At 51.9% G+C, this 25,524-nt stretch carries 25 protein-coding genes and 1 other RNA gene; 13 read left to right on the top strand and 13 right to left on the bottom strand.

Annotation, left to right across the window (positions count from 1 at the left end; translation table 11 throughout):
• Positions 1-41 precede the first annotated feature (41 nt).
• Positions 42-896 (bottom strand): tagatose bisphosphate family class II aldolase, encoded by an 855-nt coding sequence (locus tag ACLD3P_RS17040; RefSeq protein WP_000469979.1) that lies wholly within the window; start codon positions 894-896, stop codon positions 42-44.
• Between the two features lie 256 nt (positions 897-1,152).
• Entirely contained in the window at positions 1,153-2,724 is a 1,572-nt protein-coding gene (garD, locus tag ACLD3P_RS17035) for a galactarate dehydratase (RefSeq protein ID WP_001273722.1), read from the bottom strand.
• Between the two features lie 529 nt (positions 2,725-3,253).
• Between garD and garL the strand changes: the two genes are divergently transcribed.
• The 4 genes from garL (at position 3,254) to rnpB (ending at position 6,590) form a co-directional block, all read left to right on the top strand.
• Complete coding sequence (garL, locus tag ACLD3P_RS17030; RefSeq protein ID WP_001057715.1) at positions 3,254-4,024, top strand: 2-dehydro-3-deoxyglucarate aldolase; 771 nt, start codon at positions 3,254-3,256, stop codon at positions 4,022-4,024.
• A gap of 25 nt (positions 4,025-4,049) precedes the next feature.
• Positions 4,050-4,940 (top strand): 2-hydroxy-3-oxopropionate reductase, encoded by an 891-nt coding sequence (gene garR / locus ACLD3P_RS17025; RefSeq protein WP_000178106.1) that lies wholly within the window; start codon positions 4,050-4,052, stop codon positions 4,938-4,940.
• A 97-nt stretch (positions 4,941-5,037) separates the two neighbouring features.
• Positions 5,038-6,183 (top strand): glycerate 2-kinase, encoded by a 1,146-nt coding sequence (gene garK / locus ACLD3P_RS17020; RefSeq protein ID WP_134944527.1) that lies wholly within the window; start codon positions 5,038-5,040, stop codon positions 6,181-6,183.
• Positions 6,184-6,215: 32 nt separating this feature from the next.
• Positions 6,216-6,590, top strand: an RNA gene (rnpB, locus tag ACLD3P_RS17015) — RNase P RNA component class A.
• A gap of 442 nt (positions 6,591-7,032) precedes the next feature.
• On the opposite strand, the gene ACLD3P_RS17010 is transcribed toward rnpB, so the two are convergent.
• Entirely contained in the window at positions 7,033-7,248 is a 216-nt protein-coding gene (locus ACLD3P_RS17010; protein WP_411006717.1) for a hypothetical protein, read from the bottom strand.
• 713 nt (positions 7,249-7,961) lie between these two features.
• On the opposite strand from ACLD3P_RS17010, the gene tdcA reads away from it, so the two are divergent.
• The 8 genes from tdcA to ACLD3P_RS16970 all read left to right on the top strand — a co-directional run bounded on the left by tdcA (position 7,962) and on the right by ACLD3P_RS16970 (position 19,359).
• Positions 7,962-8,900 carry a transcriptional regulator TdcA gene (tdcA, locus tag ACLD3P_RS17005; RefSeq protein ID WP_001094907.1) on the top strand — a complete coding sequence of 313 codons (939 nt, stop codon included), beginning with the start codon at positions 7,962-7,964 and terminating at the stop codon, positions 8,898-8,900.
• Positions 8,901-8,997: 97 nt separating this feature from the next.
• Complete coding sequence (gene tdcB, locus ACLD3P_RS17000) at positions 8,998-9,987, top strand: bifunctional threonine ammonia-lyase/L-serine ammonia-lyase TdcB (protein WP_000548368.1); 990 nt, start codon at positions 8,998-9,000, stop codon at positions 9,985-9,987.
• 20 nt (positions 9,988-10,007) lie between these two features.
• Positions 10,008-11,339: a threonine/serine transporter TdcC gene (gene tdcC / locus ACLD3P_RS16995; RefSeq protein ID WP_000108129.1), complete on the top strand. Its 1,332-nt coding sequence runs from the start codon at positions 10,008-10,010 to the stop codon at positions 11,337-11,339.
• Positions 11,340-11,405: 66 nt separating this feature from the next.
• Positions 11,406-12,614 carry a propionate kinase gene (gene tdcD / locus ACLD3P_RS16990; RefSeq protein ID WP_411006611.1) on the top strand — a complete coding sequence of 403 codons (1,209 nt, stop codon included), beginning with the start codon at positions 11,406-11,408 and terminating at the stop codon, positions 12,612-12,614.
• 33 nt (positions 12,615-12,647) lie between these two features.
• The gene (gene pflB, locus ACLD3P_RS16985; RefSeq protein WP_000867316.1) at positions 12,648-14,942 is read left to right on the top strand and encodes a formate C-acetyltransferase; all 2,295 of its coding nucleotides are present in this window, start codon (positions 12,648-12,650) and stop codon (positions 14,940-14,942) included.
• A gap of 69 nt (positions 14,943-15,011) precedes the next feature.
• Positions 15,012-16,376 (top strand): L-serine ammonia-lyase, encoded by a 1,365-nt coding sequence (gene tdcG / locus ACLD3P_RS16980; protein WP_134944528.1) that lies wholly within the window; start codon positions 15,012-15,014, stop codon positions 16,374-16,376.
• Between the two features lie 315 nt (positions 16,377-16,691).
• A complete protein-coding gene (locus ACLD3P_RS16975; protein WP_000443187.1) occupies positions 16,692-18,023 on the top strand; it encodes an amino acid permease in 1,332 nt (443 codons plus the stop codon).
• A gap of 25 nt (positions 18,024-18,048) precedes the next feature.
• Entirely contained in the window at positions 18,049-19,359 is a 1,311-nt protein-coding gene (locus ACLD3P_RS16970; RefSeq protein WP_000463070.1) for a serine dehydratase subunit alpha family protein, read from the top strand.
• A 112-nt stretch (positions 19,360-19,471) separates the two neighbouring features.
• Here ACLD3P_RS16970 and ACLD3P_RS16965 read toward each other — a convergent pair whose 3' ends face one another.
• Both ACLD3P_RS16965 and ACLD3P_RS16960 read right to left on the bottom strand, forming a co-directional pair.
• Positions 19,472-19,636 (bottom strand): hypothetical protein, encoded by a 165-nt coding sequence (locus ACLD3P_RS16965; RefSeq protein ID WP_000039324.1) that lies wholly within the window; start codon positions 19,634-19,636, stop codon positions 19,472-19,474.
• Between the two features lie 23 nt (positions 19,637-19,659).
• On the bottom strand, positions 19,660-20,361 hold the full coding sequence (locus tag ACLD3P_RS16960; protein ID WP_000633547.1) for a pirin family protein: 702 nt from the start codon (positions 20,359-20,361) through the stop codon (positions 19,660-19,662).
• Between the two features lie 104 nt (positions 20,362-20,465).
• Between ACLD3P_RS16960 and yhaJ the strand changes: the two genes are divergently transcribed.
• Positions 20,466-21,362, top strand: coding sequence for a DNA-binding transcriptional regulator YhaJ (yhaJ, locus tag ACLD3P_RS16955; protein ID WP_079841740.1), 897 nt, complete (start codon positions 20,466-20,468; stop codon positions 21,360-21,362).
• 38 nt (positions 21,363-21,400) lie between these two features.
• On the opposite strand, the gene ACLD3P_RS16950 is transcribed toward yhaJ, so the two are convergent.
• The 8 genes from ACLD3P_RS16950 to mzrA all read right to left on the bottom strand — a co-directional run bounded on the left by ACLD3P_RS16950 (position 21,401) and on the right by mzrA (position 25,524).
• Entirely contained in the window at positions 21,401-21,766 is a 366-nt protein-coding gene (locus ACLD3P_RS16950; RefSeq protein ID WP_000384139.1) for a DUF805 domain-containing protein, read from the bottom strand.
• Between the two features lie 123 nt (positions 21,767-21,889).
• On the bottom strand, positions 21,890-22,876 hold the full coding sequence (locus tag ACLD3P_RS16945) for a glutathione S-transferase family protein (protein WP_023217464.1): 987 nt from the start codon (positions 22,874-22,876) through the stop codon (positions 21,890-21,892).
• Between the two features lie 67 nt (positions 22,877-22,943).
• Positions 22,944-23,336 (bottom strand): DoxX family protein, encoded by a 393-nt coding sequence (locus ACLD3P_RS16940; protein ID WP_001592732.1) that lies wholly within the window; start codon positions 23,334-23,336, stop codon positions 22,944-22,946.
• A 247-nt stretch (positions 23,337-23,583) separates the two neighbouring features.
• The gene (locus ACLD3P_RS16935; protein WP_000095498.1) at positions 23,584-23,883 is read right to left on the bottom strand and encodes a YqjK-like family protein; all 300 of its coding nucleotides are present in this window, start codon (positions 23,881-23,883) and stop codon (positions 23,584-23,586) included.
• Positions 23,880-24,278, bottom strand: coding sequence for a phage holin family protein (locus tag ACLD3P_RS16930; RefSeq protein WP_000785626.1), 399 nt, complete (start codon positions 24,276-24,278; stop codon positions 23,880-23,882). The genes ACLD3P_RS16935 and ACLD3P_RS16930 overlap by 4 nt, the downstream gene beginning before the upstream one ends.
• Before the next feature lie 2 nt (positions 24,279-24,280).
• Entirely contained in the window at positions 24,281-24,586 is a 306-nt protein-coding gene (locus ACLD3P_RS16925; RefSeq protein ID WP_000031219.1) for a YqjD family protein, read from the bottom strand.
• A 41-nt stretch (positions 24,587-24,627) separates the two neighbouring features.
• Entirely contained in the window at positions 24,628-24,996 is a 369-nt protein-coding gene (locus ACLD3P_RS16920) for a DUF1090 domain-containing protein (RefSeq protein WP_115285653.1), read from the bottom strand.
• A gap of 144 nt (positions 24,997-25,140) precedes the next feature.
• Positions 25,141-25,524, bottom strand: coding sequence for an EnvZ/OmpR regulon moderator MzrA (gene mzrA, locus ACLD3P_RS16915; RefSeq protein ID WP_000917512.1), 384 nt, complete (start codon positions 25,522-25,524; stop codon positions 25,141-25,143).

The following is a 25,524-nucleotide window of genomic DNA, read 5'->3' as shown; positions in this document are numbered from 1 at the left end:
CAGCTATGAAAACGCCCTTTGCCGTGCTAAATCCGGGGGCTTTAGAGCTTCCCTTCACAACCGCAGTCGGCAATCACTTTACGTACAACCTCTTTCATGGCCGCTTTCGCCGGGATCATGTAATGGCGGGGATCGCTGGCCTCTGCGTGTTGCGTTAAATAGTTTTTAAGCGCGCCGGAAAAGGCGATTTTAAGCTCGGTCGCGACGTTAACTTTGCAGATGCCCAGCGAAATAGCGCGGGTAATATCGCGGGTCGGCAGGCCAGAGGCGCCGTGAAGGACTAAGGGGACATCAACCCGCTGACGAATTTCCGTCAGTCGTTCAAAATCAAGTTTTGGTTCAGCGGTGTAGAGGCCGTGAGCGGTGCCGATAGCAATGGCTAACGAGTCGATACCCGTTTTTTCTACAAATTCCCGGGCCTGTTCCGGATGGGTATAAAGCGCATCTTTGCCGTCAACGATAAGATCGTCTTCCTGCCCGCCGAGACGCCCAAGTTCAGCTTCAACGCTGACATCGTAGCGATGACAGTAATCAACCACGCTTTTCACCAGCGCAATATTGTCGGCAAAGGGGAAATGCGACCCGTCGATCATGACCGAGCGTACCCCTGCGGCGACTTTCATTTTGATGTCGGCCAGTTTTTCATGATGATCGAGATGTACCGCGAGAGGATGGTTCCAGCTTTTCGCCAGTTCTGCGGCGATAGCCACGATATTACCGACGCCTGCGTAGCTAAAGGTGCCTGGCGTACCGGCGACAATCAGCGGAGAGCGCAATTCTGCGGCGGTTTCCACCACCACTTGCAATGTCTCCAGGTTGTGGATGTTAAACGCCGGCACAGCATAACCTTCCTGCTGCGCCTTCTTTAGCATTGTTCTGCCTGAAATGATAAACATCCTTCCTCCGAAATCTTTCGTTTGTTTTCTTTGAAAGAATTTATAGGCTTTCGGAATGTTTTTTTGTGATTTTGATCTGATAAATGAAAGTTTCGAAATAAAATGGAAGTTATCGAAAGTCAGGCATAAAAAAGCATGTCGGGCAGACATACTTCAGACTACAGACTAAGGGCGAAAAAATACCGGGTGGCGCTGGCGCTTACCCGGTCTACAGATTATGCGGCTATACCCTGGTCGGAGAATAGCGCCGCCTGGATCAGGTCACTGGCGCCGGGTTAAATATCGCCAGCTGGTTATGCAATCCCCACTGGTCCGAGAAAGTCTTTTTCCGGCCGCTGGCGACATCGAGAATAAAGTGAAACAGCTTCCAGCCCACATCTTCGATTGTCTCTTCACCCGTGGCGATGGTGCCTGCATTGATATCCATTAAGTCATACCAACGGTTCGCCAGCTCGGTACGCGTCGCCATTTTAATGACCGGCACCGCCATCAGCCCGTAAGGCGTGCCGCGTCCGGTGGTAAAGACCTGTACGGTAATGCCGGAAGCGACCTGCTGCGTGCCGCAGACGAAATCGCTGGCGGGCGTCGCGGCGTAAATCAGGCCGCGTTTGGTGGGGCGCTGGCCCGGCGACAATACTTCGACAATGGCGCTCTTACCCGATTTAGCGATAGAGCCCAACGCTTTTTCCACGACGTTCGCCAGGCCGCCTTTTTTGTTGCCAGGGGACGGGTTAGCGCTGCGATCGGTTTTCCCCATATCAAGGTAGTTATCGTACCAGGCCATTTCATCCAGCAGGCGTTTACCCACGGCTTCGTTGATGGCGCGCGGCGTCAGAAGATGAATGGCATCGCGCACTTCGGTGACCTCCGAGAACATGACGGTCGCGCCGCAGCGTACCAACAGATCGGAAGCATAACCCACCGCCGGGTTTGCCGTGACGCCGGAAAACGCATCGCTGCCGCCACACTGCATCCCGACGACCAGCTCGGAGGCCGGGCAGGTTTCGCGCTGGCGCTGGTTCAGTTTCGTCAGATGGCGTTCGGCGACCCGCAAAATATCGTCGACCATTGATTTAAAGCCGACATGCTGCTCGTCCTGTAAACGCACAATACTGGCGCTTTCAACGGCGATGGCGGGAACATCCTCGGTGCCTTCCAGCAGCCGTTCCGGCTGCAGTTTTTCGCAACCGAGGCCAATCACCATCACTTCGCCGCCAAAATTGGGGTTGAGCGCGATATTATGAATCGTGCGAATCGGCACGACCGCCGCCGGCGCGTTGATTGCCACGCCGCAGCCGTACAGATGGTTTAGCCCTACAACGCCATCGACATTCGGGTATTTGGGCAGCAGATCGCGCTCAATCACTTTCACCACATAATCGACCACGCCCGCCACACAGTGCACGCTGGTGGTAATGCCAAGCAGATTTTTGGTGCCGACGCTGCCATCGGCGTTACGATAGCCCTCAAACGTGTAGCCTTCCAGCGGCGGCAGCGGTTCCGGTACTTTGGTCGCCAACGGTAGCGTATTCAGCGGCGGCGCTTTTGGCAGTTCAACCAGCGACTCGTCGATCCAGCTTCCGCGCGGGATGTCGCGTACCGCATAACCGATGACTTCGCCATAACGGATGATTTCGCCGTGAGCGGGGATATCCGTCAGAGCGACTTTATGGCCTTGCGGAATATGTTCAGTCAGTTCCAGGCCATCCGGAAAACGTGTTCCGGCTTTAAGACCGTGGTCATTAACAATAATTGCGACATTATCGGTTTCATGTACTTTTATATAAAACGCCGATGGCGATTCCTGACGAATTTCGATATTGGCCATTGTTCAACATTCTCCAGCCTGGATGATAGAAATAGGATTATCTATTTTGGTTATGGTTAAATCGTTAAATCTCAATATAAGAAATAAAGTTCATGCATAATGAAATAAGAATGACAGGAGTATAAATATAAGAATGTGATCCAGATCACCGCAAATTATGAAATTTTTTATGTAGGCCGGGTAAAGCGTAAATGTGTGCATTAGCGCCCAGTATCATGGGCGTATGCTCAAAAATAAGCGTTAAATAATCCCTTTTTAATGAGCGTTTGCACAATGATTATCCGCCATAGGCTGTTTATACTGAATGGCGAATTCAGTGTATCTGACGAGTTATTTGAAAATACCATGATAATAATAAAAGACGATAAAGATATCAGAACGGTATATTGTGCTACAGGATGTGTACCACATTAGAAATAGAATGTGGAGATCCATTCTGATTTCAGATAAGCATTTTATTGTCGTTGCTATAAGTTATGGTGGCGGCATCACATGTAGAGAATTAAAGAAATAAGCGAAGGTATAAGCGATGAATAACGCTATTTTCCCTAATAAGTTTAAAGCGGCGCTGGCGGCGCAACAGGTGCAGATTGGCTGCTGGTCTGCACTGGCAAGCCCAATCACCACCGAAGTTCTCGGTCTGGCGGGATTTGACTGGCTGGTGCTGGATGGCGAACATGCGCCGAACGATGTGACCACCTTAATTCCGCAGCTAATGGCATTGAAAGGCAGCGCCAGCGCGCCTGTGGTACGTGTGCCAACCAATGAACCGGTCATTATCAAACGGATGCTGGATATCGGGTTTTATAACTTCCTGATCCCCTTTGTTGAAACGCAAGAGGAAGCGGCTCGCGCCGTCGCCTCGACGCGTTACCCGCCGGAAGGCATTCGCGGCGTCTCCGTTTCTCACCGCGCGAATATGTTCGGTACGGTGCCTGATTACTTTGCGCAGTCGAACAAAAACATCACCATTATTGTTCAAATCGAAAGCCAGTTGGGTGTCGACAATGTTGATGCCATCGCCGCAACGGAAGGCGTTGATGGCATTTTTGTCGGCCCAAGCGATTTGGCCGCCGCGCTGGGTCATCTCGGCAATGCTTCTCACCCTGACGTGCAGCAGACGATTCAACATATTTTCGCCCGCGCTAAAGCGCACGGTAAACCGTGCGGCATTCTGGCGCCGGTAGAGGCGGATGCCCGCCGTTATCTGGAATGGGGCGCGACCTTTGTCGCCGTTGGCAGCGATTTAGGCGCATTCCGCGCCAGCACGCAGAAGCTTGCCGACACCTTTAAAAAATAATCCTGGTATGGAAAGAGAGAACGCTATGACGATGAAAGTTGGCTTTATTGGCTTAGGCATCATGGGTAAGCCCATGAGCAAAAACTTACTGAAAGCAGGGTATTCGCTGGTGGTGTCCGATCGTAATCCTGAAGCGATTGCCGACGTCATTGCCGCAGGCGCGGAAACGGCCTCTACGGCGAAGGCGATCGCTGAACAGTGTGACGTCATCATCACGATGCTGCCTAACTCTCCGCATGTGAAAGAGGTTGCGCTGGGCGAGAACGGTATCATCGAAGGCGCGAAGCCGGGAACCGTATTGATTGATATGAGTTCTATCGCGCCGCTGGCAAGCCGTGAAATCAGCGATGCGCTGAAGGCGAAGGGCGTTGAGATGTTGGATGCGCCGGTCAGCGGCGGCGAGCCGAAGGCGATTGATGGCACGCTGTCGGTGATGGTGGGGGGCGATAAAGCCATTTTCGACAAGTACTACGACCTGATGAAAGCGATGGCGGGTTCCGTGGTGCATACCGGCGATATCGGCGCAGGCAACGTCACAAAACTGGCTAACCAAGTGATCGTGGCGTTGAATATCGCCGCCATGTCTGAAGCGCTGACGCTGGCGACTAAAGCGGGCGTCAACCCGGATCTGGTCTATCAGGCGATTCGCGGCGGTCTGGCTGGCAGCACGGTACTGGATGCGAAAGCGCCGATGGTCATGGACCGAAACTTTAAACCAGGTTTCCGTATCGATCTGCACATTAAAGATCTGGCGAATGCGCTGGATACCTCCCACGGCGTTGGCGCGCAGCTCCCGCTGACCGCCGCCGTTATGGAAATGATGCAGGCGTTACGCGCGGATGGACACGGTAATGACGACCATAGCGCGCTGGCGTGCTACTACGAAAAACTGGCGAAAGTGGAAGTCACTCGCTAACGACGTTGTGCCCGGATGGCGTGTAGCGATCCGGGCCTGAATTTCAGGCTGGATAAGTGAAACGCCATCCGGCGTTGTGCAGTAACAGGCTACCACTATGAAAATCGTAATTGCCCCCGACTCCTACAAAGAAAGCCTTTCTGCCGCCGAGGTAGCGCAGGCGATAGAAAAAGGATTTCGGGAAATTTTCCCCGATGCGCAATATGTCTCTGTTCCGGTTGCCGATGGCGGTGAAGGAACGGTCGAAGCCATGATTGCCGCGACGCAGGGCGTTGAACGCACCGCATGGGTGACCGGGCCGTTGGGTGAAAAAGTGAAAGCCTGCTGGGGAATGTCCGGCGACGGCCACACCGCCTTTATTGAAATGGCGGCGGCCAGCGGACTGGCGCTGGTTCCGCCAGAAAAACGCAACCCTTTGATTACTACCTCGCGGGGAACGGGGGAGCTGATATTGCAGGCGCTGGAAAGCGGCGCAAGCAATATCATTATCGGCATTGGCGGCAGCGCGACAAATGACGGCGGCGCAGGGATGATGCAGGCGTTAGGCGCAAAACTGCGCGATGCAAACGGCGCGGATATCGGTTACGGTGGCGGAAGCCTTCATTGTCTAAGCGACATTGATATTTCAGATCTCGATCCCCGTTTAAAACTCTGCGCGATTCGTGTCGCTTGCGATGTCTCTAATCCTCTGATCGGCGACAACGGCGCATCACGAATTTTTGGGCCGCAGAAAGGCGCGACCGAAGAGAACATTGTTGAGCTGGACAGAAATCTTGCTCACTATGCCGACATCATAAAAAAATTGCTGAATGTCGATGTAAAGGCGGCGCCCGGCGCAGGCGCGGCAGGCGGTATGGGGGCGGCGTTAATGGCTTTTCTCGGTGCGGAATTACGCAGCGGGATCGAAATTGTCACGGCGGCACTGAACCTGGAGGAGCATATCCACGACTGTACGCTGGTGGTGACGGGAGAAGGGCGGATTGATAGCCAAAGTATTCGCGGTAAAGTGCCGATTGGCGTCGCGAATGTGGCGAAAAAATATCATAAGCCAGTGATTGGCATTGCCGGCAGCCTGACGCACGATGTAGGGATAGTGCATCATTATGGCATCGACGCTGTCTTTAGCGTACTCACGCGCATCGTGACGCTGGAGGAGGCTTTTCGGGGCGCTTTTGACAATATTTATCGGGCATCCAGAAATGTTGCTGCCGCTCTGGCGATAGGAATGCGCAGCGCAGGGTGACAAAGTCGCGCGAACCCTCTATACTGCGCGCCGAAGCTGACCAGACAGTCGCCGCTTCGTCGTCGTCCTTTCGGGGAGACGGGCGGAGGGGAGGAAAGTCCGGGCTCCATAGGGCAGGGTGCCAGGTAACGCCTGGGGGGGAAACCCACGACCAGTGCAACAGAGAGCAAACCGCCGATGGCCCACGTAAGTGGGATCAGGTAAGGGTGAAAGGGTGCGGTAAGAGCGCACCGCGCGGCTGGTAACAGTCCGTGGCACGGTAAACTCCACCCGGAGCAAGGCCAAATAGGGGTTCATAAGGTACGGCCCGTACTGAACCCGGGTAGGCTGCTTGAGCCAGTGAGCGATTGCTGGCCTAGATGAATGACTGTCCACGACAGAACCCGGCTTATCGGTCAGTTTCACTTCTTCATAAAACCCGCTTCGGCGGGTTTTTGCTTTTACAGGGCGGCAGGATGAATGACTGTCCACGACGCTATATCCAAAAGAAAGCGGCTTATCGGTCAGTTTCACCTCTTCATAAAACCCGCTTCGGCGGGTTTTTGCTTTTACAGGGCGGCAGGATGAATGACTGTCCACGACGCTATGTCCAAAAGAAAGCGGCTTATCGGTCAGTATCATCTCTTCATAAAACCCGTCAGTGTAAGCTGGCGGGTTTTTGCTTTTACCGGGCGACAGGATGAATGACTGTCCACGACGCTATACCCAAAAGAAAGCGGCTTATCGGTCAGTATCATCTCTTCATAAAACCCGTCAGTGTAAGCTGGCGGGTTTTTGCTTTTACAGGGCGGCAGGATGAATGACTGTCCACGACGCTATACCCGAAAGAAAGCGGCTTATCGGTCAGTTTCACCTCTTCATAAAACCCGTCAGTGTAAGCTGGCGGGTTTTTGCTTTTACAGGGCGGCAGGATGAATGACTGTCCACGACAGAACCCGGCTTATCGGTCAGTTTCACTTCTTCATAAAACCCGCTTCGGCGGGTTTTTGCTTTTACAGGGCGGCAGGATGGATGACTGTCCACGACGCTATACCCAAAAGAAAGCGGCTTATCGGTCAGTTTCACCTCTTCATAAAACCCGCTTCGGCGGGTTTTTGCTTATCAGGCCAGTGAAGGATATAGAGGTTGCAGAAGACGCCAGCGTCACCATCCGGCAATTAATTGACAGCCGTGGTGACATAATATTATTCGTTTTTGTGATGATAAACACAAAACGCTATAGACTGCGCTCTTTTTAGTTGAAGTGAAAAGCAATCGATTTCTTTCGCAAAATTACATCCTGAAAAACAGCAAGAAAGCGGTGTAAATTATTTGTTGTAGATGAAAATTAAATGTATGAAATATTTTGGTTAAAATTTTATTAAATGTTTCTTTACAAACAAATAAGGTAAAAAAATGTGACGCGTAACGGTTTTTAAGCGCATTTACCTTCGGTTTATACTTAAATTTGAGAAATTACGCTTTAAATTTAACGCTGGAATTGTCGATAAAATGTCCCGTAATTGATTGAAATATCGTCTTCATGGGATGTCGAAAATAGGAGATAAAATAGGCTGGTTATCGCCATAATATATCGTTATCCCGACCCTATTTTTTGATTGAAATCAGACTAAGTTGCTGTTTTATTTTTGTAATCTATTGAAATAATAGGTTTTCTTTATTTAATAAAGACCATGTAAAAATTGCGGTAAGTTAATTTGTGAGTGGTCGCACATAACCTTTAAGATTTAATTTGCTACACTTCCTGCCGTTCACAATGTTATTTCAGAGCGGTAGATATGAATACTCTTGTTCTCCCTAAAACACAGCATTTGGTGGTCTTTCAGGAAGTCATTAGAAGTGGTTCTATCGGTTCTGCCGCAAAATCGTTAGGGTTAACCCAGCCCGCCGTCAGTAAAATCATTAGCGATGTTGAGGCCTATTTTGGCGTTGAGCTAATTGTACGTAAAAATACCGGCGTTACGTTGACCGAAGCGGGACAGGTACTGCTTTCCTGGTCTGAATCTATCACCCGCGAAATGAAAAACATGATCAACGAGATGAACAGTATGACGTGCAATACCGTTGTCGACGTCTCGTTTGGCTTTCCTTCGCTGATTGGCTTTACCTTCATGTCCGATATGATTCATAAGTTCAAAGAGGTCTTTCCAAAAGCGCAGGTATCCATGTACGAAGCCCAGCTCTCTTCATTCCTGCCGGCCCTGCGCGACGGGCGGCTGGACTTTGCTATCGGTACGCTCAGTAATGAAATGCAGCTACAGGATCTGCATGTCGAGCCGCTGTTTGAATCAGAGTTTGTCCTGGTAGCCAGCAAGTCCCGAACATGCACCGGCACCATCACACTGGAATCGTTAAAAGACGAACAGTGGGTGTTGCCGCAAACGAATATGGGCTACTACAGCGAATTACTCACCACTCTACAACGAAATGGCATCAGCATCGAAAACATTGTTAAAACAGATTCCGTTGTCACAATATATAATCTTGTTCTCAATGCTGATTTCTTAACTGTTATTCCCTGCGATATGACCACGCCTTTTGGCTCTAATCAATTTATCACGATACCCATAAAAGACACGTTACCCGTCGCACGTTATGCGGCGGTATGGTCTAAAAATTATCGTATCAAAAAAGCCGCTTCAGTATTAGTAGAATTGGCTAAACAATATTCATCATATAATGGATGCAGACGCAGGCAGTTAATAGAAATTGAATGATATGGAATAAACATATTTAGCGAAATTGACGTCACCTGTTTCTTTTGAACAGTGGGCAACGGTAACTTATTTTTAATACCCAGGTTAAGAGGTTATAATGCACATTACATACGATCTCCCGGTTGCAATTGAAGATATCCTCGAAGCGAAAAAAAGACTGGCGGGGAAGATATATAAAACGGGAATGCCTCGCTCTAACTATTTTAGTGAACGTTGCAAAGGCGAAATATTTCTCAAGTTTGAAAATATGCAGCGTACGGGTTCATTTAAAATTCGTGGCGCTTTTAACAAACTTAGCTCGTTAACGGAGGCGGAAAAACGTAAAGGCGTCGTGGCCTGTTCCGCAGGTAATCATGCACAGGGCGTTTCTCTTTCTTGCGCAATGCTGGGTATTGACGGCAAAGTCGTGATGCCGAAGGGCGCGCCAAAGTCAAAAGTGGCGGCCACCTGTGATTATTCGGCGGAAGTGGTGCTCCACGGTGACAACTTCAATGACACCATTGCTAAGGTGAGTGAAATTGTCGAAACCGAAGGCCGCATTTTTATTCCGCCTTACGACGATCCAAAAGTCATTGCCGGACAGGGCACTATTGGTCTGGAAATTATGGAAGATCTGTACGATGTCGATAATGTCATCGTGCCTATTGGCGGCGGCGGTTTAATTGCAGGTATTGCCATTGCGATTAAATCGATTAACCCGACCATTAAAGTTATCGGCGTACAGGCCGAAAATGTTCACGGTATGGCGGCGTCTTATTACGCTGGCGAAATAACCACGCACCGAACGACCGGCACCCTGGCGGATGGTTGTGATGTCTCCCGCCCGGGTAATTTAACCTATGAAATCGTTCGTGAATTAGTCGATGACATTGTCCTGGTTAGCGAAGATGAAATTCGTAACAGCATGATCGCTTTAATTCAGCGCAATAAGGTTATTACTGAAGGCGCTGGCGCTCTGGCCTGTGCCGCACTATTAAGCGGGAAATTAGATAGCCATATTCAGAACAGAAAAACGGTCAGTATTATTTCTGGCGGCAATATCGATCTTTCTCGTGTATCACAAATTACGGGTTTAGTTGACGCTTAATCTTTTCGTGAGGATAGGATATGAGTACTACTGATAGCATTGTATCCAGCCAGGCAAAACAGTCGTCATGGCGTAAGTCGGACACGACGTGGACGCTGGGTTTATTTGGTACCGCCATTGGCGCCGGGGTGCTGTTTTTCCCTATCCGCGCCGGGTTTGGCGGGCTTATCCCCATTCTGCTGATGCTGGTTTTAGCTTACCCCATTGCGTTCTATTGTCACCGGGCGCTGGCGCGTCTGTGTTTATCCGGATCTAATCCGTCCGGCAATATTACGGAAACGGTCGAAGAGCACTTTGGTAAAACGGGCGGGGTAGTTATCACGTTCCTTTACTTCTTTGCGATTTGTCCGCTGCTGTGGATTTATGGCGTCACCATCACTAACACGTTCATGACGTTTTGGGAAAACCAGTTGCAGATGCCAGCGTTGAATCGCGGTTTCGTGGCGCTGTTCTTGCTGCTGCTGATGGCCTTTGTGATCTGGTTTGGTAAAGATCTGATGGTTAAGGTGATGAGTTACCTGGTATGGCCGTTTATCGCCAGCCTGGTGCTAATTTCATTATCGCTGATTCCTTACTGGAACTCGGCGGTTATCGATCAGGTTGATCTCAGTAATATCGCGCTGACCGGGCACGATGGCATACTGGTTACGGTGTGGCTGGGCATCTCTATCATGGTGTTCTCCTTTAACTTTTCGCCTATCGTCTCTTCCTTCGTGGTGTCTAAGCGTGAAGAGTATGAGAAAGAGTTTGGCCGCGAATTTACCGAGCGTAAATGTTCACAGATCATCTCGCGCGCCAGTATGCTGATGGTCGCCGTGGTGATGTTCTTCGCCTTTAGCTGCCTGTTTACGCTCTCTCCACAGAACATGGCGGATGCGAAAGCGCAGAACATTCCGGTACTTTCCTACCTGGCCAACCATTTCGCCTCTTTGTCGGGGACAAAATCCACTTTTGCAACGGTGCTGGAGTATGGCGCGTCTATCATCGCGCTGGTTGCTATTTTCAAATCTTTCTTCGGTCACTACCTGGGGACGCTGGAAGGGCTGAACGGCCTGGTGCTGAAATTCGGTTATAAAGGCGATAAAACCAAAGTCTCTATGGGCAAGCTTAATACCATCAGCATGATCTTCATTATGGGGTCTACCTGGGTCGTAGCTTACGCAAACCCGAACATTCTGGACCTGATTGAAGCGATGGGCGCGCCGATTATCGCCTCGCTGTTATGCCTGCTGCCGATGTACGCCATTCGTAAAGCGCCGTCGCTGGCGAAGTACCGTGGTCGTCTGGATAACGTGTTCGTCACCCTGATTGGTCTGCTGACCATCCTGAATATTGTCTACAAATTGTTCTAATCCTCACGTTTAGCCTGCGTTCCGCCCCAAGGCGCGGACGCAGGCTGACATCGACGGAGTCACTACATGAATGAATTTCCGGTCGTTCTGGTCATTAATTGCGGCTCATCTTCTATCAAATTCTCTGTACTGGATGTCGCTACCTGTGATGTTTTAATGGCGGGAATAGTAGATGGGATGAATACTGAAAACGCCTTTTTATCTATTAATGGCGATAAGCCGATACACCTCGCGCACTCTAATTATGAGAACGCGTTAAAAGCCATTGCCTTTGAGCTGGAAAAACGTGATTTAACGGATAGCGTGGCATTAATTGGCCACCGTATCGCGCACGGTGGAGAGCTATTTACGCAGTCCGTCATTATTACCGATGAGATTATCGATAATATTCGTCGGGTATCGCCTTTAGCGCCGCTGCATAATTACGCTAATTTAAGCGGCATTGACGCGGCGCGGCACCTTTTCCCGGCCGTGCGTCAGGTGGCGGTATTTGATACCAGTTTCCACCAGACGCTGGCGCCGGAAGCCTATTTGTACGGATTGCCGTGGGAGTATTTTTCCAGTCTGGGTGTGCGTCGCTACGGCTTTCACGGTACGTCGCATCGCTATGTTTCGCGGCGCGCGTATGAACTGCTTGACCTCGATGAAAAAAACTCGGGTCTGATTGTCGCGCATCTGGGCAATGGGGCGTCTATCTGCGCGGTACGCAATGGTCAGAGCGTGGATACCTCAATGGGGATGACGCCGCTTGAGGGGCTGATGATGGGCACTCGCAGCGGCGACGTTGATTTCGGCGCGATGGCGTGGATAGCCAAAGAAACCGGGCAGACGTTGAGCGATCTGGAGCGAGTGGTGAATAAAGAGTCCGGTTTGCTCGGCATCTCCGGGTTGTCATCCGACCTTAGAGTCCTGGAAAAAGCCTGGCACGAAGGACATGAGCGCGCCCGGTTAGCGATAAAAACATTTGTCCACCGTATCGCCCGTCATATTGCCGGACACGCGGCATCGTTACATCGGCTGGATGGCATTCTTTTTACCGGCGGTATTGGTGAAAATTCAGTATTAATTCGCCAGTTGGTAATTGAACATTTGGGCGTGCTGGGGCTTACGTTAGACGTTGAAATGAATAAGCAGCCGAATTCTCACGGCGAGCGCATTATTTCCGCTAACCCTTCTCAGGTTATTTGCGCTGTTATTCCCACGAATGAAGAGAAAATGATTGCCCTTGATGCCATTCATTTAGGCAACGTGAAAGCACCAGTGGAATTTGCATAACTTAACGGCTGTTCTGTAGAGAGATTATTTTTCATGAAGGTAAATATCGATACCAGCGATATGCTGTATGCCGAAGCATGGCGTGATTTTAAAGGTACGGACTGGAAAGAAGAAATTAATGTCCGTGATTTTATTCAGCATAACTATACGCCCTATGAGGGGGATGAATCTTTTCTCGCCGACGCGACGCCAGCGACCACGGCGTTGTGGGAAAAGGTGATGGCGGGAATACGTATCGAGAACGCGACCCATGCGCCGGTGGATTTCGATACCAACATCGCGACGACGATTACCGCGCACGATGCGGGGTATATTGAAAAAGATCTGGAAAAAATCGTCGGTTTACAAACAGATAAGCCGCTTAAACGCGCTTTGCATCCGTTTGGCGGCGTTAACATGATCAAAAGTTCATTCCACGCCTATGGCCGCGAAATGGACGCCGATTTTGAATATACCTTTACCGATCTGCGGAAAACCCATAATCAGGGCGTATTCGATGTTTACTCGCCGGATATGCTGCGCTGCCGTAAATCCGGCGTATTAACCGGTTTGCCGGATGGTTATGGTCGCGGGCGCATTATTGGCGATTATCGCCGCGTCGCGCTGTATGGCATCCGTTATCTGGTACGCGAACGCGAGCTGCAATTCGCCGACCTGCAGTCGAATCTGGAGCGGGGACAGAACCTTGAGGCGACGATTCGCCTGCGTGAGGAGTTGGCGGAGCACCGTCGCGCGCTGCTGCAAATGCAGGAGATGGCGGCGAAATACGGCTACGATATCTCCCGCCCGGCGCGAAACGCGCAGGAAGCGGTACAGTGGCTCTACTTCGCTTATCTGGCGGCGGTAAAATCGCAAAATGGCGGTGCAATGTCGCTGGGAAGAACCGCCTCGTTCCTTGATATCTACATTGAGCGCGATTTCAACGCGGGCCTTCTGACAGAGCAGCAGGCGCAGGAACTGATCGACCATTTCATCATGAAGATCCGCATGGTGCGCTTCCTGCGCACGCCGGAATTTGACTCGCTCTTTTCCGGCGATCCGATCTGGGCCACCGAAGTTATTGGCGGGATGGGGCTTGATGGCCGCACGCTGGTGACGAAGAACTCCTTCCGTTATCTGCATACCCTGCACACGATGGGGCCAGCGCCGGAGCCGAACCTGACCATACTGTGGTCAGAAGCGTTGCCGGTGGCATTCAAAAAATATGCTGCGCAGGTCTCCATCGTGACCTCATCTTTGCAGTATGAAAACGACGATTTAATGCGTACCGACTTTAACAGCGACGATTATGCCATCGCTTGTTGCGTCAGCCCGATGGTCATCGGCAAGCAGATGCAGTTCTTCGGCGCGCGCGCCAACCTTGCCAAAACGTTGCTGTACGCTATCAATGGCGGCGTTGATGAGAAACTGAAAATCCAGGTTGGGCCGAAAACCGCGCCGTTAACGGATGAGGTGCTGGATTACGACGCGGTAATGGAGAGTCTCGACCATTTTATGGACTGGCTGGCGGTGCAGTACATTAGCGCGCTGAACATCATTCACTACATGCACGATAAGTACAGCTATGAAGCTTCGCTGATGGCGCTGCACGACCGTGATGTGTATCGGACGATGGCGTGCGGCATCGCCGGACTGTCGGTGGCGGCGGATTCCCTGTCCGCCATCAGGTACGCTCAGGTGAAGCCGATTCGCGACGAAAATGGCCTTGCCATCGACTTCGCTATTGAAGGCGAGTATCCGCAGTACGGCAACAACGATGAGCGCGTGGACAGCATCGCCTGTGACCTGGTGAAACGCTTTATGCAAAAAATTAGCGTGTTGCCGACGTATCGCAATGCGGTGCCGACGCAGTCCATTTTGACCATCACCTCGAACGTCGTGTACGGGCAGAAGACCGGCAATACGCCGGATGGACGCCGCGCCGGAACGCCGTTCGCGCCGGGGGCGAACCCGATGCACGGTCGTGACCGCAAAGGGGCGGTGGCCTCGCTGACGTCGGTGGCGAAACTGCCGTTTACCTACGCCAAAGACGGTATTTCGTACACCTTCTCGATTGTGCCTGCGGCGCTCGGGAAAGAAGATGCGGTGCGGAAAACCAATCTTGTCGGCCTGCTGGACGGCTATTTCCATCATGAAGCACAAGTAGAAGGCGGGCAGCATCTGAACGTCAATGTCATGAACCGTGAAATGTTGCTGGATGCGATTGAACATCCGGAAAACTACCCGAACCTGACGATCCGCGTTTCCGGCTATGCCGTGCGCTTCAATGCGCTGACTCGTGAGCAGCAACAGGACGTTATTTCGCGCACCTTTACTCAGGCGATGTAACGTGAACGGGGCGATCGTGTGGATCGCCCCGCGACGGATCTTCACTGAACGGTAATCTTAGGGGGAGATATGATTAGCGCATTTGATATTTTTAAGATTGGCATTGGACCTTCAAGCTCCCATACCGTAGGGCCAATGAATGCAGGAAAATGTTTTATCGATCGGCTGATCGACAGCGGCGACCTGTCGCGAACGACGCGCATCACGGTTGATCTTTACGGATCGCTATCGCTGACGGGCAAAGGCCACGCGACCGATACCGCCATCATTATGGGCCTGGCGGGCAATACGCCGCAGGATGTCAATATTGATAGCATTCCGGCGTTTATCCAGGAGGTTGCCCGCAGCAGCCGTTTATCGGTGGCGGGTGGCGCGCATGTGGTGGATTTTCCCGTCGCCGACAGTATTCTCTTTCACGCTGAAACCCTGGCGCGCCATGAAAACGGTATGCGAATTACCGCCTGGCACGGGCAAACGCCGCTTTTACACAAAACGTATTACTCTATTGGCGGCGGCTTTATTGTCGAAGAGGAACGCTTTGGTCAGTCGCACGACGTAGAAAAATCGGTGCCGTATGATTTTCATTCCGCCAGCGAACTGCTGACGCTGTGTGAAAGGCAGGGGCTCTCGGTTTCCGGTCTGATGATGCAAAATGAACTGGCGTTGCGGAGCAAAGAGCAGATTGACGCTGGCTTTGCCCGCATCTGGCAGGTGATGGCGACCGGAATTGAACGTGGCATGAATACTGAGGGCGTGCTGCCGGGGCCGCTGAACGTTCCACGCCGCGCGGTAGCGTTACGGCGTCTGCTGGTCTCCAGCGATAATCTCTCCCGCGATCCGATGAACGTCATCGACTGGATTAACATGTTCGCCCTGGCCGTGAGCGAAGAGAACGCGGCGGGCGGGCGAGTGGTCACCGCGCCGACCAACGGCGCGTGCGGCATTATTCCTGCGGTGCTGGCCTATTACGACAAATTCCGTCGTCCGGTCAATGCCAACTCTATCGCCCGTTATCTGTTGTCGGCGGGGGCGATTGGCATGCTGTACAAGATGAACGCCTCGATATCCGGCGCGGAAGTGGGGTGTCAGGGCGAGGTTGGCGTCGCGTGTTCGATGGCGGCGGCGGGGCTGACAGAACTGCTGGGCGGTAGCCCGGCGCAGGTCTGTATTGCGGCGGAAATTGCGATGGAGCATAACCTTGGCCTCACCTGTGACCCGGTGGCGGGTCAGGTGCAAATCCCTTGTATTGAACGTAATGCGATTAACGCCGTTAAAGCGGTAAATGCGGCGCGAATGGCGCTACGCCGAACCTCTGAGCCGCGGGTTTCGCTCGATAAAGTGATCGAAACCATGTACGAAACGGGTAAAGACATGAACGACAAATATCGCGAGACGTCGCGCGGCGGTCTGGCGATTAAAGTCGTTTGTGGATAGGCCCGACAGGCGCAGAGTGAGTAGGCTATGGGATAACGCAGAAGACAGAAGCTGAGAAAAGGGCGCACCAATGTGCGCCCTTTTTTGTTGTGATGTGCGTCAAATAGAGAAAATAACAACATTAAACCAATAGTAAATAGAAAAGAATTCTTAACCCACAAGAAATGCAGGTGTTTTATTGGTAAGTTTTTCTCTTATCGTGCGCGTATGATTTTCTTATTACAAGAAAGTACCTGCACCTCACGTTCTGCATATCGCCTTGCTGCGGCACGAAAAATAAAAAAAACCTCTACCTACACATTGAGCGAGAATTTTATGGAATCGGCTAGTAATACCAGCGTAATCCTCGACGCATCAGCCCCGGCGCGTCGGGCAGGGATGACAGAAAGCGAATGGCGTGAAGCCATCAAATTTGATAGTACCGACACCGGTTGGGTCATTATGAGTATCGGGATGGCGATCGGCGCAGGGATCGTTTTTCTTCCTGTCCAGGTTGGCCTGATGGGACTTTGGGTCTTTTTACTCTCTTCTATTATTGGCTATCCGGCCATGTACCTGTTCCAGCGGCTGTTTATTAATACGCTGGCGGAATCCCCGGAATGTAAAGACTACCCCAGCGTGATCAGCGGCTATCTGGGCAAAAACTGGGGTATTTTATTAGGCGCGCTGTACTTTGTAATGCTCGTCATCTGGATGTTCGTCTATTCTACGGCGATTACTAACGACAGCGCCTCTTATCTGCATACTTTCGGCGTAACGGAAGGATTACTTTCCGATAGTCCGTTTTATGGTCTGGTGCTGATCTGCATCCTGGTGGCGATTTCCTCACGCGGTGAAAAATTACTGTTCAAAATTTCCACCGGCATGGTGCTGACCAAGCTACTGGTAGTGGCGGCGCTGGGCGTCTCTATGGTGGGTATGTGGCATTTGTATAACATTGGCGCGCTGCCGCCGATGGCCCTGCTGATTAAAAACGCCATTATTACCCTGCCATTTACGCTGACCTCGATTTTATTTATCCAGACGTTAAGCCCAATGGTGATCTCTTACCGTTCACGCGAAAAATCTATTGAGGTCGCACGCCATAAAGCGCTGCGTGCCATGAATATCGCGTTTGGCATCCTGTTCGTTACCGTATTTTTCTATGCGGTTTCCTTCACCCTGGCGATGGGGCATGACGAAGCGGTGAAAGCCTATGAGCAGAATATTTCCGCCCTGGCGATCGCCGCGCAATTTATTAGCGGCGATGGCGCTGGCTGGGTCAAAGTGGTTAGCGTAATTCTGAACATCTTTGCCGTCATGACCGCCTTCTTTGGCGTTTATTTAGGATTCCGCGAAGCGACGCAAGGCATTGTGATGAATATCCTGCGCCGCAAAATGCCCGCCGAGAAGATTAAGGAAAATCTGGTACAGCGCGGCATTATGATTTTCGCTATTTTGCTGGCCTGGAGCGCCATTGTGCTCAACGCGCCGGTACTGAGCTTCACCTCTATTTGTAGCCCTATCTTCGGTATGGTGGGCTGTTTAATTCCGGCATGGTTGGTCTACAAGGTTCCCGCATTGCACAAATATAAAGGCGCTTCGTTGTACCTGATTATTATTACCGGTCTGCTGCTATGCGTTTCTCCGTTCCTGGCATTCTCTTGATATACCTGAGATTAAGGTTGTTGTTATGTTTGAATCTAAAATAAATCCATTGTGGCAAAGTTTTATCCTGGCCGTACAGGAAGAAGTAAAACCGGCGCTGGGGTGTACTGAGCCAATTTCACTGGCGCTGGCGGCAGCGGCGGCGGCGGCTGAACTTGACGGCACAGTTGAACGCATTGACGCGTGGGTTTCGCCTAATCTGATGAAAAATGGTATGGGCGTTACCGTTCCAGGAACGGGAATGGTAGGGCTACCGATCGCCGCGGCGCTTGGCGCGTTGGGCGGTGATGCGAAAGCCGGGTTGGAGGTGTTAAAAGACGCTTCCGCTAAAGCCGTTGCCGATGCAAAAGCGATGCTGGCCGCCGGACATGTCGCAGTGATGTTGCAGGAGCCATGTAACGACATCCTGTTTTCACGGGCGAAAGTGTATAGCGGCGATAGCTGGGCATGTGTCACGATCGTCGGCGATCATACAAACATTGTGCGGATAGAAACCGACAAGGGCGTGGTATTTACCCAGGCCGATAATGCGCAGGAAGAAGAAAAAACCTCGCCGCTGGGAGTGCTGTCTCATACCTCGCTGGAAGAGATCCTGGCGTTTGTGAATGCGGTGCCCTTTGACGCTATCCGCTTTATTCTCGATGCGGCCAGGCTAAACGGCGCGTTGTCGCAGGAGGGACTGCGTGGTTCCTGGGGGCTGCATATCGGTTCGACGCTGGCCAAACAGTGCGATCGCGGTCTGCTGGCGAAAGATCTCTCCACGGCGATTTTGATCCGTACCAGCGCGGCGTCAGACGCCAGAATGGGCGGTGCCACGTTGCCCGCGATGAGCAACTCCGGCTCCGGCAACCAGGGGATTACCGCCACGGTGCCAGTCATGGTGGTTGCTGAACATGTCGGTGCCGATGACGAGCGCCTGGCGCGCGCGCTAATGTTATCGCATTTGAGCGCTATCTATATTCACCATCAGCTTCCGCGTTTGTCGGCTCTGTGCGCGGCAACCACGGCGGCGATGGGCGCGGCGGCGGGTATGGCGTGGCTGATAGATGGTCGTTATGACACTATCGCAATGGCTATCAGCAGCATGATCGGCGATGTCAGTGGGATGATTTGCGATGGCGCGTCGAATAGCTGTGCGATGAAAGTCTCTACCAGCGCGTCGGCGGCGTGGAAAGCCGTACTGATGGCGTTGGACGATACGGCGGTGACCGGAAACGAAGGGATTGTGGCGCACAATGTCGAACAATCTATTGCGAATTTGTGTTCGCTGGCGTGTCGCTCAATGCAGCAGACAGACAAGCAGATCATCGAGATTATGGCCAGTAAAGCGCATTAATAATAACGCCCCGGCATGTCGTCGGGGCAGCGTGTTGCCCGATGGCGCTGCGCTTATCGGGTCTACCTGTTATCAGCCGGATCGGGCGCTTGCGTCGCCATCCGGCATGATTTCAGGCTGCGGCCTCTTCTTCTGCCAGCCGGGCTTCGGCGTCCGCCACGATGGCTTCCAGTTCGGTTAGCATCTCTTCATAGCCCAGCGGCACAGCGGCGCTCATCGCCTCCTGTACGGCAGGTTTTACCACGGGCTGACGTTTCTTCGCCGATTTTTTGCTCATCTTGCGACTCCTTTTCTGGCTGGCTACACCGGTAAATCTACCAGTAATGCGCGCAGCGGCGTATCGGCAACCAGCGTAATGTTAGGTTCATCACGAATAAATGCGCCATCTCCGCAGGTTAACGCCTCGCGTTCTTCGTTGTGCGTCATCGCGTGGAACGTACCGTGAATCGATTGCAAATAGGCGCGCGGCCCGTGAAGCTGGAAATTAAGCGATTCGCCTTTCTCCAGCGTAATATGATGTACCCAGACCTGTTGGCGCAGTTGTAAGCTGTTTTGCTCACCGTCGGGCGAGGCAAGAAGCTGTTGTTGCGCCGCCAGGAGTGGGATTTTTTGTACCAGCGTGTTTTCCCGTTCAGGACAGGCGTCAAGCCACAGTTGCATTCGGGTTAACGGCTTAACTTTGCTGATATTATGTTCGCTGTAGCTAATGCCCGGCTGCGCGGCGAGCAGTAACGCTTCGCCCGCTTTAGCCTGTACATGGTTACCGTCGCTGTCGCGGTATTCCGCTTCGCCGTCCAGAATCAGGTTTAAAATATCCACCTTTGGATAAGTTCGAGGCTGAAAAGAGGCGCCCGGCGCCAGCACTTCCTGGTTCAGTACGCGCAACGACGCGTAGCCCAGCAGTGTAGGGTCGAAATAGTGTCCAAAGGAGAAGGTATAGCGGGCCTGTAGCCATCCGTAGTCTGCCTGTCCACATTGTTTGGCGGTTCGGGTCGTAATCATCGTTATTAACCTCTCTTTACTTCCTTTTATGTTAAGGGGCTGGACGCTGCATTGTTAGCCAGATATTCTGCCCGGTATGTTCAAATTTCCTGAATGAGAACGTTATGGCTAAAGAGAGAGCGCTGACGCTTGAAGCATTGCGTGTGATGGACGCCATTGACCGCCGGGGCAGTTTTGCCGCAGCGGCTGATGAGTTGGGGCGGGTGCCCTCCGCGCTGAGTTACACCATGCAGAAGCTGGAAGAAGAGTTGGACGTTGTACTGTTCGATCGCTCCGGCCATCGTACAAAATTCACCAACGTCGGACGTATGCTGCTGGAACGCGGGCGGGTATTGCTGGAAGCGGCAGACAAGTTAACGACGGATGCTGAAGCGTTGGCCCGTGGTTGGGAAACGCATCTGACGCTGGTCACTGAAGCTCTGGTACCGACGCCTGCTTTTTTTCCTCTGCTCGACCGGCTGGCCGCTAAAGCCAATACGCAGCTTTCATTGATTACCGAAGTACTGGCTGGCGCATGGGAGCGGCTTGAGCAGGGACGGGCGGATATCGTTATCGCTCCGGATATGCATTTTCGATCGTCGTCGGAAATTAACTCCCGTAAGCTGTATACGTTAATGAATGTGTATGTCGCCGCGCCTGACCACCCTATTCATCAGGAGCCGGAGCCGCTTTCGGAAGTGACGCGGGTTAAATACCGCGGCGTAGCGGTAGCGGATACCGCGCGCGAGCGGCCGGTATTAACGGTGCAACTGCTGGATAAGCAGCCACGTCTGACGGTAAGCACGATTGAAGATAAACGTCAGGCGCTGCTGGCCGGGCTTGGCGTCGCGACTATGCCATATTCGATGGTGGAACAGGATATTGCCGAAGGGCGGCTACGCGTGGTCAGCCCGGAATCGACCAGCGAAATCGATATTATTATGGCCTGGCGGCGCGACAGTATGGGGGAGGCAAAAGCCTGGTGCCTGCGGGAAATACCTAAGCTATTCGCCGGAAAATAAATAGCGCGCGGCGCTTTAAAAGCGGCGCCGCGCCGCCATCAGGAAAAACGTTTCGGGTCGGGGCCGAAGCGGTTGTCGCCTGGCGTACCATTCTGGCAGTTGAACGCGATGATGATAAGCCAGCCGATAATGGGGATAAGTAGCAACAGTAGCCACCATGCGGAGCGGTCAGTGTCATGCAGACGACGGAACTGCACGGCCCACCACGGTAAAAAGATCAGAACGCCGTAAATGGTGGTCAGAACGCCTTCACCCCCGGCGCGTTGCCAGCCAAGCATGGCGTCCAGCAGGCCCAACACAAAGGTAAAGATGATATTGACCAGAATAAACATCCAGTACTCTTTGCGTCGCGCGCGGCCGCCAAATCCCAGATAATTTTTTAAAACCTTTAAATACCAATCCATTTTCGCCTCAATAATGGTTCAATCACTTGTTTTTAAAGTAATCAAACTAAGAATAGCCGCGAATGAAATGCTGGTAAATATTTGTGGTATTAATTAATAAGGCGTCCCGGAGGACGCCTGAAATTAGCCAAAGCGCACGTCGCGCCCGTGAGGTTCGAGCAGATCCTGCCACGGTCCGATAGAAATGATACCCGTGGGGTTAATCGTTTTATGGCTACGGAAATAGTGGTGACGAATATGGTCCATATTAACGGTTTCAGCAATGCCCGGTATTTGATAGATATCGCGCAGGAAACCGTATAGATTCAGGTAGTCGCTGATTCGGTATTTGTCGCATTTGAAATGAGTCACGTAAACCGGATCAAAGCGTACCAGGGTCGTCCATAAGCGGATATCCGCCTCGGTCAACTGGTCGCCCGTCAGATAGCGGTGCTGTCCGAGAATCTGCTCCAGGCGCGCCAGCGCAGTAAACACCTTTTCTACCGCTTCATCATACGCTTGCTGGCTGGTGGCGAAGCCTGCTTTATAAACGCCGTTATTAACGTTGTCATAAATCCAGCCGTTTAACTCGTCAATTTTGCTTTGCAGCGCGGGGGGATAGTAATCCCCGGCTTTAGCGCCCAGTCCATCAAAGGCGGAGTTAAACATACGAATGATTTCGGCGGACTCGTTGCTGACGATAGTATGATTTTTTTTATCCCATAAGACCGGTACGGTGACGCGGCCGCTGTAGTGTGGATCGGCGTGCAGATACAACTGGTAGAGAAATTCATGCTGATAGAGGGTATCGCCGGTGGCCGCCGGAAAAGTATCATCAAACGTCCAGCCGTTTTCCAGCATCAATGGATTCACGACGGAAACCGGAATAAACGGCTCCAGACCTTTCAGTTTACGGAAAATGAGCGTGCGATGCGCCCAGGGGCAGGCAAGGGAAACGTACAGATGGTAACGATCTTTTTCTGCGGCGAATCCGCCTTCGCCGGAAGGTCCGGGCGCGCCGTCAGCGGTAAGCCAGTTGCGGAAAGCCGACGCTGAACGCTGAAATTTCCCCCCGGAAGATTTGGTGTCATACCAGGTGTCGTGCCAGACGCCATCGATCAGTTGTCCCATGTCTCTCTCCTTCAGATGACAAAAGCGAGGCGCTATTCCCTCGCTTTTTTAATTGAGTATAGATTGCTTACCACTTTTTATTCAGCAAACGGTCAAGGCTGAACGCGCCAGGCCCGGTTAACGCCAGTAATAAGAATCCGCCGGCAATGGTGAGGTTTTTCATAAACATCAGCGAGTTTACACCTTCTGCAAAATTGCTATGGAAGATCAATGCCGTCAGCAACGTAAAACCAGCGGTGAAAAGCGCAGTGGTGCGGGTGAGGAACCCCAGCAGAATCGCCAGACCGCCGCCGAACTCAAGCAGTATGGTGAGCGGCAGCAGGAATCCTGGTACGCCCATCGCTTCCATATACTGTTGTGTGCCCGCATAGCCGCTAATTTTTCCCCATCCTGCGGTAATAAACAGAACTGGCATTAAAATACGCGCTATCAGTACACCAACATCTTCTAATTTTTTCATTTTATTCTCCAGGAGGCCGATTCGGCGGCTGCTGCTATTTTCATGAGCAATGACGCGGTATAGCGCGTCATTGTTATCGCTGGAGAGAATCATAAACGTGGCGTACTGGAATTGTTAGCAAGGAAAATTGCCAAATTTTTTCAAAAAATTTGAGTGATTGCTAAAGAGACGATATGCATAAAAGTATCGCGCCATCAGGTGTAATCGGGTGATAGCCTGATGGCGCGATGCTATAAAAGAAAAGATATTAGCTGCGGAGCTGTTGTTGACGGAGGGTAGTTTTTACCAGGCGCCAGGCGCTCCAGATACCCAGGCCGCGTTTCGCCCAGCGTACCAACATATTAGGATGACGGATGGTCCAGATGGCCATTACGCTGCTACCGACCAGCGCCCAGGAGCGCAGGCTTAACACCGTATTCCAGCCGCGATCGTACGCGCCAGTGGTCTCCAGCCAGTCGCGACGGCTGGCGGACAGATCCAGCCGTTGCTGCTGGATCTGACTGAGAAGCAGCGCTTTACGTTTCTCGCGTTCGCCTTTGCTGCTCACGACTGATCGTCCTCCAGAATTTGCCGATCGTTAGCCAGTTCGTGCCGCGTATGGCGCAATAGCGTGGACTGACGCGCTTTGCGCAAAGTCCAGATGCCGCCGATTAGCGCAAGCACTAACAGCACAACTGTGGTAGCGATCATCGCGTTCAAACGGTACTGAGGATCGATAGCCCAGATGACCAGAACCATCAGGCTCATTAAGCCAAACGCCGCGAAGAGCATGGTAAGACCTACCATCAGCAAAAGCTGAAAGAGGTTCGCCTTCTCTTCTTCCAGTTCTACTACCGCCAGTCGCAGCCGGGTTTCCACCATCTCAACGATAATGGTGACAATCCGCTGCCCGATACCCAGTACGCTTTTGCCTGGTCCTTGTGCCTGTCGAGAGTCCGCCATAATTAACGACGCGTCAGCAGTACGCCCAACACCAGACCGACAGCGGCGCCAATGCCTACGCCTGTCCAGGGATTTTCGCGCACATAATCATCGGCGCGGGCGGCGGCGACGCGAGTCTGTTTGGCAATCACATCACCCGTTTCGCCCAGGCGGTAACGGCTCTCTTTCAGCGCGCGCTCGGCTTTGCTACGAATCTTACTCAACTCTTCTTTCGACTTTTCGCCCGAAGAGCTCAGCACTTCTTCAAGCGTATCGGTCAGGGATTTCAACTCAGCGCGCAGATGTTCCGTAGTGTTATCTTTCGACATAGTTTTCTCCAGGTGAGTGAGTATTTACATTCGGCGTTAATTTAGTAGTCTCTGGCCTCAAGTTTTTTTAGCTCATCCTGAGCCTCGGCCAGCTTACGTTCACGTTTGTCTATTTTATCCGCATCGCCTTTTGCTTTTGCCTCGGCTAAATCACGTTGGCGTTCGGCTACCTCTTCTTCTTGCTCAGCGATCTTTTTCTGATGCTCGGCGCGCAGCTTGCTGTCAGTACAATTGGCGCGTACTTCGCTGAGCGCCTTGTTCAGACCCTCAATACGGCGCTGATTGTTGTGCTTTTCAGCGTAGCTAATTTCCTTTTGTATATCCTGCTCTTTTTCCTGACAAAGCGAATTAGCGTAGCTACCGGCGCTAAGTGTAAAAAGCGTGATAGCCAAAGCGATGCGATATTTCATTCCTGAACTTTCCCTTATGTTCGGACCCGTTGTCCGGGGCGGTGATCCCGATAATAACGCGGTGGGTTAAACACCGCTTTATTAATCATAGTCATTAAACAATGAAATCACCAAAGTGAGTGATATGATTCGGATTCCTGGAGATTAGCCAAAGCGGTGTGAGCTTTCCCGTAAGCGGGACAGCCACTGTACCGTTTCGTTGTCATCGTCCTGCTGAGCGACGACATAACCGTGTGGTAACGTTTGATCAAGCACTGTTTTTGCTGCGGCGCTTTGCGCAGGGGAATCGAAGGTAATGAGCAACATGTCATTTTTAGGCGTAATGCTTTTAAAATGAATGCCGTTCGCATCCAGATGATGCAGAACTGAGAAGCCGTCTGGCATACTGGCGCCCTGGTTAACCGCGCGAATGGCCAGCGTCGACTCTTGCTGACGCAGCGTTGACCACGCCATCATGAGTATGGTCAGCATCAGTAGAAAAGCGCTGATCCAAATGAGTTGTCGGGCAGTTATGCGTGGTTTAAGCAT

The sequence above is a fragment of the Salmonella sp. 741265073_HBA genome (assembly GCF_046569105.1).
GTDB classification, from domain to species: domain Bacteria; phylum Pseudomonadota; class Gammaproteobacteria; order Enterobacterales; family Enterobacteriaceae; genus Salmonella; species Salmonella enterica.
The sequence above is the reverse complement of the archived record's forward strand: the minus strand, read 5'-3'. Positions and strand labels throughout refer to the sequence as shown.